Source organism: Haloferax sp. s1 (assembly GCF_058382125.1).
The window spans coordinates 1-11,343 of record NZ_JBZRPK010000639.1 but is presented as its reverse complement, the minus strand read 5'-3'; the positions used below and the strand labels follow the sequence as shown (position 1 = coordinate 11,343).

Sequence of the window (11,343 nt, the reverse complement as noted above, 5' to 3'; positions counted from 1 at the left end):
GTGAGCGAATCCTCTGACATATGACGAGTGACGGGCAGAACAGACTCCTCGCCCTTTATCGGCACTACGTCGGCTCAGACCCCGACGAGACGACCGTCTATCTGGGCTTCGCGCTGTTCTTCACGGCAATCGGACTACTCGCAGTCGCACTGGCGACGGTGATCTGGAGCGGTGGCGTCCCACCCGAAAACATCTTCAAATACGAACTCCGCGAGGTCGCCGGCGTTACGGGCGCAATCGGGATTCCGTTGTTGCTTACCTCGGTCGTCGTGTTGTTGCCGACGAAGTATCGACTGCCGACGATTATCGTCGCCGTCGTTGGCCTCATCATCTGCGCTGTTGGCGTCAACCAGTTCGTCACCGCGTACCCGCACAACTGGAACGTCGGGGCGGCCGCAGACCAGAGTGGGGAAATCGTCGGTATCTACGCCATCGGCGCGGTCGCCGTCGTCGCCGCGAGCGGAACGACGCTCGTCGGGTTCCAACTGGCGCGCGCTCGGACGCCGGAACCATCGGCGGCGGACAACAATGCTGACGGTGACGATGGCGTCGACGAGGAAGCCGTCTCGGAGCAAGTGCGCCGCGACATGGACGAAGCGCTCTCGAACACCGAACTGTCGTGGGGCGGCGTCCGAAAGAAAGAGACGACGCGCCTCAAACTCGACACGTCGTCGGTCGACGACATTGACCGGTCCAGTTTCGAGAACGCGAAGGTAACCGAGACACGTGGAGGCAGCGTCGACGATGCGGTCTCGGGACTCCAAGGGCTTCGTGGCGGTGAAAAAGAGACGGCCGTCGGTGAAAGCACGGACGACCAAGCCACCGCACTCTCCGAACTCCGTAAGCAACAGCAGGCCACAGAGGAGGCGGAATCGACCGGCCTTCTCGACCGGATTCGCGGGCTGTTTTCCTGAACGCCGCGCGCTCGCGCAAGGTTATTTTGCAGGTTCTGGGGCCGACTGACTTCACAACATCAAGCGTGCCGCGAAACAGTGAAACCAACCGCCGTATAGCGATTCACCAGAGCCTAATTTTCAGCGACCGCATCAATCGCTCAACGGACGACCGCCAGCTCAGGAGGTTAACTAGACAGTGTCCACGAAACTATTGTGTCACGGGGTATAGCTCAACCTGAATTCGAAGGGGTATCCTATTCGTGGGGTCCGGAGAAATGACAGCGGTTGATACGTGTTTGCCCTGCATTAACCGGCAGTGTTCAGATAGGGATGAGCAGTGAGGCTGCGCGTTTTCTGCGTGCACTATGCTCGAAAACGCCTGACACAGTGGCTTCGCCTTCGCGTAGCATCAGCCAATCAGAACCTACCGAAATGAAGGGGATAGCCTGGCGGTTCACTGCCCCCCGGACATCAGCGAGGTCGGGTAGCGAAGTAGGTCAGCACGACCAGGCCACCGATCGGACCAAGTAACTCGGCCCCGAATCGCGAGAAATCGCCCGTGAGATAGCCGAACGCGAGGCCAACAATCAATATAGCGACGAGCAGGCTGACGAAGCCCCAGACGTAACTCGGTGACTGATTGCTGTCACAATGGTCGATGCCTGAACTGGTCAGTTCACCCAGGGCGGCGACGATACCAGACACCCCCCACAGCAGACCAACAGTCAACTCTGGCACCCACGCGATCGCTGGGGCGTTCGCAGCAGATTCGACCGCGGGAACAACCCGCATAAACGACATTGATCCGCTAATGACGAGGAACGCCACCGCCTTCTGGGTACGCTTTTCCATCGTATTACAGGTGTTCTTGGCCTTGGATGTAATGGTACGGGGGAAGGTTGTCTGGTGCCGGGTCGACGTAGTCGTTGACGATGAGGACATCGATCGCGACGCCATGCCCGTCGTTCGATATCTTTACCCAAGAGAGTTCAACAGCGATGACGGCAGCAAAGGCCGCAATGATGAGTGGCCCAATCGGGCCGGTGACGCCGGCAGAAACCAGGGCCGCTTCGGCTGCCACCGCACCGACCCCGCTGGCCGCTGTGACCGCTTCAACTAGGTCCTTCGTCAAGTTGTCGTCCATGAAGATCCGGTACCTGTCGCGTAGGGGACCCTGATGAAGGATTTCCAGTTTGGTTTTGCCGCTGTTGCCTGAGTTATGCGACAAGGTACCTACTTGGTCATTACTCTTAATGTGCCACTCGGCTTCGACTTGGTCGCCGTCCTCGCTGAACGTCACGTCGCCGTCCTCAGAGGCCTTGTTGAGGCCCTGAATGCCCTGGTTCATCTCGTTGTAGCTGAGACGCTTGAAGTGGTCCGGGACGTGATCCACTTCGGAGGCGTCCGGCGCGGACTCCCACTCTCGTTCGGAGACAGCCATGTTGAAACGGCCATTCTGGAACTGTGCCCAGTCAGGCGGACCTCGTCGCCCTCTCCCTTGACCGTCGCCGCGACCACGACCGGGGTTCGCAGATGCGGCGCCAGAGGCACCAACGAGTCCGACGAGAGTCATTCCGGTAGTTTTCAAGATGTTTCGTCTAGTCGAATTTGAATCATTTGGTGACATGATTCAAATCATATTTCAAACAAGTAGATTTAAAATATTTTTCATATGCTGGGATGCGGGAAACGACTACTGTGTCCACCAGCGCCGATTCCCTGCAAGATGAGACTTGTACCGACGAGTCCCGCGATCTCGTTGTCCGTACCCATCGTGTTACCGAGAATTTCGTGAACTCGTCGTAAAATGTGTTGTTCATAACATCAAGCGTACCGCAACATAGCCGGATCAACCGCTGTATGGCGATTCACCAGAGCCAAATGCCACAGACCGTGGTTGCCATCAAAGTGATTTCGCCGGAGACAGAACGCAGACCCAAGTTATCACTCATTAATACATAACGAGAGTGAATGTAATCTCTGTATACAGATTTATGCGAGGGCCATACGAGGTATTACGTATGGCGAAAGGCCTTGACGTAGGTACGATGAACATCCTGTCCGCGAGTCAGGATGGAAACGAGACGGTTTTTGTCCAGCAGCGAAACTCGTTTGTCGAAATCGACTACAGCGACATGGCGGAACAGATGCTCTCGCGGAGCGACGTTCTGCACATCCGCAAGGACGACAAAGTGTACGTCGTCGGCGACGACGCACTCAACTTTGCGAACATCTTCAGCAAGGAAACGCGGCGGCCGATGCAACACGGCATCCTCTCCAGCGAGGAGTCCTCCGCGATTCCGATGATTAAACTCATCATCGAACAGGTCGTCGGCGCGCCCTCCCGCCCGAACGAACGCCTGTTCTATTCGAGTCCCGCAGACCCCATCGACTCCGAGCTTTCGACGCTGTATCACGACAAGACGCTCGAATCGATGCTCGGCGATATGGGGTACGACCCCGAACCCATCAACGAGGGGATGGCGGTCATCTACAGCGAACTCGCAGACAACAACTTCACCGGTCTCGGCATCTCGTTCGGCGCAGGCATGACGAACATCTGTCTGTCGTACTACGCGGTCCCCGTGATGCAGTTCTCCATTGCCCGCGGTGGCGACTGGATCGACAACCAGACCGCACAGGCGACCGGAACAGCCGTCGACAAGGTGACCTCAATCAAGGAAGACGGCTTCGAACTCGACTTCCGTACCGACGTCGGCGGCGTCGAGGGCGCACTGTCCATCTACTACGAAAACCTCCTCGACTACGTTATCGAGAACATCGAACGCGAAGTCGACGAAGAAGACATCGAAGAAGGACTGGACGTACCGGTCGTCGTCACCGGCGGTACGTCGAGTCCCGAAGGCTTCGAACAACTGTTCGAACACCACCTCGAAGACTCGACGATTCCGTTCTCCGTGAACGAGGTCCGCAGTATCGAACGCCCGCTGTACAGCGTCGCTCGCGGGTCGCTCGTCGCGGCACGGTCTGAAGAGGAATCCAACGGTGGGTCCGGAAGCGGGTCCCGCAAAAGCTCGAAGTCGAAATCTAAGTCCAAAGCGAACTCCAAGTCCAAAGCGAACTCCAAGTCCAAAGCGAACTCCAAGTCGAAAAAGGAAGCCGAAGCGTCGAGCGAATCGAACTAACCAACGACGCCAGACGAAGTGTCGAGCACGCGGCACCGACAGCAGCGCGGCGGTGACCAGTCGGAAGCGCCGAAAGCGGAAGCGACTCGTTTAGCCGTCGTCGCCGCCGTCGCATCGCGTCTCCGCGGCCTGTTTGCGAAAACGCGTTATAGCGTCGTCCCACGACTCACTTGCCGGGGCGTCGCGCTCGTGCGATGCTTCGATATCAGCGAAACCGCAGCGCTCGCAGTACAGCGCTGCATGTCCATCGAAAGCAAGCGTAGACAGGTGCTGTGAGCAACGCGGGCAAGGCATACGGTATCCGACGCCCGATACTCACTCACGTCGTATAGAACTAACCCAGTTGCTTCAGCGAGAGACCGGTCGGTGAAACCTCCATATATAAATAATGGATATCTAACAGAAGATTCACCACGACGTGGGTCCGAACGGGTAGATGATGAAGGTCCTCTGCTTTGGTATGGGGCAAGCGGGCGGGAACGTCCTCGACGCCCTCATCCAGTACGAAAAACGAACGAACGCCGATTTCCTCATCGACGCGGTTGCCTACAATACGGCGTCTGCAGACCTCCGTGGGCTCGAACACGTTCCCGAGTCGAACCGCATCCTCTTCGGTGCCGACGAGGTGAGCGGACACGGCGTCGGCGCGGACAACGAACTCGCCGCGGAACTCGCAGAGCGCGACAGTCGACAACTGCTCCGCGGTACCGACGGAACGCCGACATCGCAAGCGGACGCGTTCATGATATTCGCTGGGCTCGGCGGCGGAACCGGCAGCGGCGCAGCGCCGGTCCTCGCAAAGCACCTCAAACGCATCTACAACCAGCCCGTCTACGGCGTCGGCATCCTCCCTGCGGCGGACGAAGGCGGTCTCTACTCGCGGAACGCCGCTCGCTCGCTCAAGACGTTTGTCGACGTAACTGACCACGTCTTCGCCTTCGACAACGGCGCGTGGTCACAGAGCGGCGAAGACGTCGCACAGGCACACGATTCGATGAACGAGACGCTCGTCCGGCGGCTGGGTATCCTCCTTGCATCCGGCGAAGTGAGCGACTCGGGAACCGTCGCAGAGAGCGTCGTCGACTCGTCCGAGATTATCAACACCCTCCGCGGCGGCGGCATCTCGACGATTGGCTATGCGGCGAGCGAACTGCCGACCGACGCTAACGACGACGGCGGGTTCAGCATCAAAGGGTTGCTCGGCAAGAAGTCGTCGTCGGTGGACGAACTCGACTCCATCAACCGCATCACGACGCAGACGCGAAAGGCGGTTCTCGGCCGACTCACTCTCCCGTGCGACGTTGACTCAGCAGCGCGTGGACTCGTCATCGTGAGTGGCCCGCCCGAATGGTTGAACAGAAAAGCTATCGAGCGGAGTCGAACGTGGGTCGAAGAACAGACCCAGAGCATGGAAGTTCGCGGCGGCGACTACCCGGTGCCGGAGTCGAACCACATCGGTGTGTTGGTCCTCCTCGGCGACGTGGCGAGAAGCGACCGCATCAAAGAGATTCAATCGACCGCCGTCGATGCACAGCGAAACGGTGAGTCGGCCCACGAAGCGACGGAGCAAGTCGTCGACGAACGGCTCGACACGCTCTTTTGAACGCGTTCGGTTTCCTTCGCTTCTGAGAGGTGGGGAGTGCTTCGGTGACACGGAGATACGGGTGATATTCCGCAGATTTGAGAATGTTCTCTCAAACTGCAGGTCGACACCGAACTAATGGCTCGTCCGGTGGACGGTCGACAACAGCGGGGGGACAATCGACGTTCGGAACAACGACCCAAGAGGAACAGTTGTTGAGGTCCGGATACCGCGGAAGTCGCAGGATGACCCGAACTAACACATTTTGACCGGGACACAGTGAGACACATCGAAGAAGAGAGCAGATGGTGCACTAGGACTGACAATTCGTCAATGGGCCGTTACACCGGTTTATCACCGTCTGAGTTGGCATACTACTAGACAGTATATGAGAAAATATCATATAGTCTCGTTGAGAACTCTTGAATGCGTGTCCCAGATTAGCATGGTGTCGACACCACGCCTCCTCGTTTATGGACCACCACCGGACCAGCAGCCGCCCCAAGGAGTTGTGGAGGTACAGTACGTGAGTTCGAATCAGGAGTTGTCCGACCAATTGACCGGACAACCAGCGCATTTGATACTCTGTCTACACGCACCACCGCAGTTCAACGGTGTCGAGGCGGTGAAGGCGGTCCGCCGCTTCGATGCGTCGGTTCCGGTGGTGTTAGCAACGCAGATGCAGAATGCGAGAGTCAACATACAGGCGATACAATCACAGGTCACCTGGAGCGTGGGTCTTCCGAGCGATGTGCCGGCAGAGGAAGCGCTCTCTGAAGTCGTCGTCGACGCGGCCGAGTGGCTTGACGGTCAAACCGAGTAAGAACTCCCGTGTGTAGCGGAACCTCGCTTAGTCGTGAGTCGGCGTATCGGCTGACTCCAGCGATACGTCGGCGTCAGTCGATGGAACCACATGTTCCAGTTCGTACTGTGCGCTCCACAAATTGTCGAACAGTCGGTCGAACTCATCGGGGGTTGTATCGGTGGGGCGACGGCGCGAATACTCCCACAGAAGCACCTCCGCCTGTTGGAGATACACTTTGGCCTGCAGGAGCGTATCGTCAACGCCGTGCTCTGGATAGTGACGAGACATATCATGATACATGCTATCAAACAACATGAGTGTTTCAATTACTGTGACGGCAGTATGGTTGTTTTATCACTGATTTTTTCCATACATGTGTCAGGCTCAAAACCAGAATCATTAATATGTCGTCAGTAAGTGTATGCTAGTGGATGCAGTACCGCACAGTGTAACCCCTCGGACGCATCCGCTGACCGAACTCATCCCCCCTTCCCCCTTCCCATTAGGTTCGGTCACCCACCTTTATAAGAAAATTACCTGCACGAGACAGTTCCGTCCGCGCTGAACTCCAGAACTACGTCGAAAAGTGAGGCGAACGTTCGAATCGTCTGCTCGTCGTGGCGAGTCGGGTCGAGATAATACTGTGCACGGGCGTCTGCGGCCCTAACCTGTGCAGTAAGGGCGTGAAGGAACCGGAAGACATGCTGGTCGTTATCGACAGCCTCGAGAAGACTCGATAGTGAGTGGATAGACACGTTCCACGGTGCGTCGGTCCACTGAGTCAGAAGATTGGTTACTTCGGTACCGAGACGGGGGAGGTCAGTCGGTCGCTCGACGTTCAGTACGTCGACCTGTCTCTCCGACATCTCGATGGCGCGGGTCCGGTCGTGAGGCGGTGCAGTGATGACCACGCGTTGTTCGGTTGCTTCAGTACGAGAGGTACGGAGAATGTCGAGTTGTGCGTCGAACGGTGTCTCGATACACATAAGAAGTTGGTTCGTTGCTGTCGATTCCGTCATTGACTGCCGTATGGAGCGACCACACGCGACTGCAGACGCAGCAGGGCCGACGAAGAGTACGTTTGGCTGGTCCGTAAGACGGTCGAACGCATCAGTTGCCGGTATGTCGAACCCAATTTCGGAGGCAGTATCGTCGCTCCCCACAGGCTCGGTTTGCTCGGGAGGATTCGGGGGAGTTGCGTCGCTGGTGCGGACCCCCGCACGACTCGTCTGTCGTGATGCTGCGAGGCCCACTTGAGACGACGAGGGTTGCATCTCGGAGTCGGAAGTCGACGTGGGAGGCTCTAGCTCGTCGTGTTCGTCCATAGTTCCCAATGTTGTTCAGAGAGAATAAAAATATATCGGGATATATCCCAACTATCTGGACAACAGAAGATAAGTAGCCTAGAAGAAACACTATAAGACAATCTATATCCAATATTTGTAGGTGATTGTAAACCAGCAGGTGCTGGAGCCACCCCAGGAGGATTGGGGGTTGCATAATGGTATCTACCTCGGTTACTAACTGCCCAGAGTCATGGTAGATACCAAGCAGATTCGGGCATAAGAGATATATCAAGACTGTGCTATATAAAATCCAATACTACTCCAAGTGGGTCAACAATGGGAATGAGTATCTCGGGGCACGAAAGCCCCAAACGAACGCGGGTGTGGTACGACTGTGAACGAGACGAATCAGTATCCGAGGCGATTCTGACAGCGACAAGCGAGCATAAAGCGTGTGAACCGACCGAGCTCGCACCGCTCGGCGAGTACGCCGATACAGATGCACTCGACACGTTATTCGGTGCCGAGAGTTCGTTCTCGCCGTCGCTGTCGAACGGGAACCTCGAATTCGAATACGACGACGTGGTCGTCAAAGTCGATACGATGGGCGTAGTCGAAATCATCGACCCCGACTGAATTAACACTGGAGAAACGGTGGGCAGTATTGCTCATATTACAAAATTTAACTCCGTACCCACAAGTAGACCGATATCAACAGAAGTGCCTCAGATAGCAATATACGTCATTCTTTCGCGTGTCCTACTCGGTATTCTTCAGAGAGTGTGAACTCGATGCTATAAAAAGAATAAACTCTACCTATATGGTGCTTAGTGCCTCCCAATATAGGACCTAAAGTCAGGATAAACCTCATACTGAACGATATATTGGCTGAAGGTGTGCTATGTCGAATTTTGAATATTGTATATTTTAAGCAATATTATTGAGTCATGCCAGATCACTATAGCCATAGAATTGCGTCGACAGCAACTGCGACACGGAAAAGGCAATCGGGCGAGCGTTCGGTCGGACGCAGTTCTCAATTAACGCTTCCCGAATCGAATCCCGTCTTCGACGAGTCGGAGGTTTCGCTCGCGGTCGACGTATGGTTTCAGCCAGTCGTACTCCTGCAGCTGTACGATGAGGTCGGCTTGGAGGTTTCGCCACGCAATCGCGTAGATAGGTGATTGTCCCCACGCGCGGAGTTCAGGGACGAACTCGTCGTACTTCTTGTAGTGGGCTTCGAGTCGTTCGATTGCGTCGACGACGTATTCGGCTGCCTCCGTTTCCGACTCGGCGTCGGCGATAGCACGGTTCAATCTCGTCTCCAGTCCTTCGACCGCTCGCTGCATGTCCTGTGCGGCCGTCCCCTCCGGTTCCGGCAGTGCGTCGAGAATCGGCTTCGGAACACCAAGTGAGAGTTCTTCGATAGGCATATCGTGCAGTGAGTGACCAGATAGCAAAAAGGCGGCGACGACCCAGTACGAGCACGAGAATCAGTGCGCCAAATACGGTCATCAGAGTCCGAGGCCGGTTTCGTATCCACTTCTGAGAATGAAGCTGGCGTTGTAACTCGTCGAACAGTTCGTCCGCAGAAGCGCGCCGGGGTGCCTCCGAAGGCCGTCCCAGACCTTCGGTTGTGGCGCGTAGTTGTCTCGCTATTCTGCTGCAGCGTCGTCGCCGGTCCGTGCCCTAAGTTCGGACTCGACGAGGTCGTCGAAATCGACGCCTTCTGTACGATACTGGTCGCGGTTGTCGAGGACGACCAGTCCCTTCTCGGTAATCTCGTACAGACCGGAGTTCGGCGCGGGCCCGACTCGCGCCAGCAGTCCGTAGTCTGCTAGTATCGGCAGTCGCGTGTTAATGTACGAACGGTTCTTGTCGAGGATATACGAGAGGTTTACAGCAGTATTCCGCCTCCCATCAGAGAGTGCCTCCAGTATATCGAAGTCAGTTGGGACGGCCAACTTCATACACGGTTGTTTTCATCGCATGTTAAATAAACATCTTATGAGTAGGTCACATACAGATATTAGTAGGTAGACACGATTGGTGTCGGAGAAAACGGGAATATCGGCACCAAAAGTGGGAGTAGCCTGGTCAAAGTGTCTAGTTTGGGAAGCTGCTACTTGTGCTCGAGTGCGTCGCGAGCGAATCGAAGGTCTTCGAGAATCTGTTCGTGTCGGTCGATAGCGGCATCGATGTGTGCCCGAGGCGAAACCGTCTCGTGGTCGTCGTGGTTGTGGTACTGTGCCTGTATCAGATGCGCCTCAAGTGCGCGAGACGTCGAGTCACTCGCGGCCAAGAGCGCCTGCGTAATCGTCCAGTCGATCGAGTTGTTGTCGGGGAGTTCGTCGAATACCGCTAGTTCCCCCTCGTGTCGATTGTCCATCATTGACCACGTTGTGGCGTGATAGTATTTAAAACTATAGAGAACTGATAATTCCAAGACTCCAGAACCTCCATAAAACCAGCTATATGGCTGATTAAGGCCGTTATGACCTATCAAACTGTCCTTGTAAATTCATCAAATAAAATATAATTTCGTTAATCAGATGTTGTCGGCCGCTGGTTTACTGCCGGAAAAGAAGGTTTTCCTCCCCCACTTCGGTACCGTGGGGAATCGTCGCTACTTCTCTTCGACGTGGCGAATCTCGACGCCGATACCGCGCGTGGAGTCGACCATCTCAGCACCACTCATCTCCGCGCGCCCGATAGCGAATGCCTTCGGACCCTCGACAATAACCTCGTCGCCCGAGCGAATCTCCGCGTCAGCGTCGACGACACCGGGTGCGAGGACCGAGCCGTGCGGAACGAACCCGTCGATTTCGACTGTCTTCGTCGGCGCGTCGCTGTCGCGCCAGACCTTCGCACCTTCGAGCGTAAAGGAGATGACGCCGTACTGCGGCACCATCGTCGCTAACTGCTCGCCTTCGCCGTTCCACACCTGCAGTTTGGGGTAGCGACTCGTCATCTCCAGTTCCACATCAGAAAAGAGCGCGTCGCCAGCCGCCGGGCCGAGTTGGTAGTCGGCGATAGCCTTTACCACGTTGTGCTCGCGTTCCTCCCGGGTGAATTTGGGTTCGCCGTCGAGCGTCCGCATCAGGTTCCCGATGGATTCACTCGTCGTCGGGTGTTCCGAAACCGTGTACTCGACATCGAGGTCGAGGTCGGCTTCGACGCGTTCGACGATTTCGGTGTACGCGCCCGGCGGCACGTGCGCGATGATGCGCGGGTAGTCGTTGCGCTTCAGGTACCGACGGAGTACCTCGGCGACGAACGTTTTCTCGTCTTCGGACCAGTCACCCGTGACGACCGAGTCGTAGTGCTGGGCGGGATACGTGAGTTCCAACTCCTGCGGAACGACGCCGATAGGCGAGGTCATCGACACCATGTGTCCACGGTATTGGACGGCCTCGTGGAACTGACGGTGACTCTGTGACTCGCTGTAGGGCTTTTTCGCCGAACACGGAAGGAGAACGAGCGGGTGGTCGAACCGGTTTTTGTAGCGCGTCGTCACGCGGTCGGCGAACCGCTGAATCTCCACGCGGTCGATGGATTCCTCGGATGCGGCCGTGAGTTCCGAGTCGCGGATGACGGGAATCCGCTCTTCCATGAACGAGTACTGCTG

The 11,343-nt window shown here is 56.4% G+C and carries 14 protein-coding genes; 5 read left to right on the top strand and 9 right to left on the bottom strand.

Going from position 1 to position 11,343, the window contains the following annotated elements:
- Positions 1-20: 20 nt before the first annotated feature.
- Positions 21-914 (top strand): cell division protein CdpA domain-containing protein, encoded by an 894-nt coding sequence (locus tag QT222_RS14285; RefSeq protein WP_004059525.1) that lies wholly within the window; start codon positions 21-23, stop codon positions 912-914.
- A gap of 453 nt (positions 915-1,367) precedes the next feature.
- On the opposite strand, the gene QT222_RS14280 is transcribed toward QT222_RS14285, so the two are convergent.
- Together QT222_RS14280 and QT222_RS14275 are read right to left on the bottom strand one after the other, a co-directional pair.
- On the bottom strand, positions 1,368-1,748 hold the full coding sequence (locus tag QT222_RS14280) for a hypothetical protein (RefSeq protein ID WP_004059524.1): 381 nt from the start codon (positions 1,746-1,748) through the stop codon (positions 1,368-1,370).
- Positions 1,749-1,752: 4 nt separating this feature from the next.
- The gene (locus QT222_RS14275; protein ID WP_014732433.1) at positions 1,753-2,337 is read right to left on the bottom strand and encodes a hypothetical protein; all 585 of its coding nucleotides are present in this window, start codon (positions 2,335-2,337) and stop codon (positions 1,753-1,755) included.
- A gap of 580 nt (positions 2,338-2,917) precedes the next feature.
- Between QT222_RS14275 and QT222_RS14270 the strand changes: the two genes are divergently transcribed.
- Complete coding sequence (locus QT222_RS14270) at positions 2,918-4,042, top strand: disk-shape morphogenesis protein volactin (protein WP_491477544.1); 1,125 nt, start codon at positions 2,918-2,920, stop codon at positions 4,040-4,042.
- Between the two features lie 90 nt (positions 4,043-4,132).
- On the opposite strand, the gene QT222_RS14265 is transcribed toward QT222_RS14270, so the two are convergent.
- Positions 4,133-4,336, bottom strand: coding sequence for a zinc finger domain-containing protein (locus tag QT222_RS14265; protein ID WP_491477543.1), 204 nt, complete (start codon positions 4,334-4,336; stop codon positions 4,133-4,135).
- Positions 4,337-4,481: 145 nt separating this feature from the next.
- Here QT222_RS14265 and QT222_RS14260 point away from each other — a divergent pair, with 145 nt between their 5' ends.
- Complete coding sequence (locus QT222_RS14260; protein WP_491477545.1) at positions 4,482-5,645, top strand: tubulin/FtsZ family protein; 1,164 nt, start codon at positions 4,482-4,484, stop codon at positions 5,643-5,645.
- A 556-nt stretch (positions 5,646-6,201) separates the two neighbouring features.
- Complete coding sequence (locus QT222_RS14255; RefSeq protein WP_231512865.1) at positions 6,202-6,447, top strand: histidine kinase; 246 nt, start codon at positions 6,202-6,204, stop codon at positions 6,445-6,447.
- Positions 6,448-6,474: 27 nt separating this feature from the next.
- Here the strand turns inward: QT222_RS14255 and QT222_RS14250 are convergent, their stop codons facing one another.
- On the bottom strand, positions 6,475-6,717 hold the full coding sequence (locus QT222_RS14250; RefSeq protein ID WP_014732429.1) for a hypothetical protein: 243 nt from the start codon (positions 6,715-6,717) through the stop codon (positions 6,475-6,477).
- A gap of 245 nt (positions 6,718-6,962) precedes the next feature.
- Positions 6,963-7,754, bottom strand: a complete 792-nt coding sequence (locus QT222_RS14245; protein WP_491477542.1) for a DUF7504 family protein — start codon at positions 7,752-7,754, stop codon at positions 6,963-6,965.
- A 303-nt stretch (positions 7,755-8,057) separates the two neighbouring features.
- On the opposite strand from QT222_RS14245, the gene ddfA reads away from it, so the two are divergent.
- Positions 8,058-8,351, top strand: coding sequence for a DdfA family disk-determining factor (gene ddfA / locus QT222_RS14240; protein WP_231512864.1), 294 nt, complete (start codon positions 8,058-8,060; stop codon positions 8,349-8,351).
- A 404-nt stretch (positions 8,352-8,755) separates the two neighbouring features.
- Here the strand turns inward: ddfA and QT222_RS14235 are convergent, their stop codons facing one another.
- The 4 genes from QT222_RS14235 to arcS all read right to left on the bottom strand — a co-directional run.
- Positions 8,756-9,148, bottom strand: coding sequence for a DUF7971 family protein (locus tag QT222_RS14235; RefSeq protein WP_491477541.1), 393 nt, complete (start codon positions 9,146-9,148; stop codon positions 8,756-8,758).
- 222 nt (positions 9,149-9,370) lie between these two features.
- On the bottom strand, positions 9,371-9,685 hold the full coding sequence (locus tag QT222_RS14230; RefSeq protein WP_004059516.1) for a helix-turn-helix domain-containing protein: 315 nt from the start codon (positions 9,683-9,685) through the stop codon (positions 9,371-9,373).
- 152 nt (positions 9,686-9,837) lie between these two features.
- The gene (locus QT222_RS14225; RefSeq protein WP_491477540.1) at positions 9,838-10,107 is read right to left on the bottom strand and encodes a DUF8103 family protein; all 270 of its coding nucleotides are present in this window, start codon (positions 10,105-10,107) and stop codon (positions 9,838-9,840) included.
- A gap of 234 nt (positions 10,108-10,341) precedes the next feature.
- Positions 10,342-11,343: archaeosine synthase subunit alpha (arcS, locus tag QT222_RS14220; protein WP_491477539.1), on the bottom strand; the 1,002-nt coding region annotated here is incomplete at its 5' end.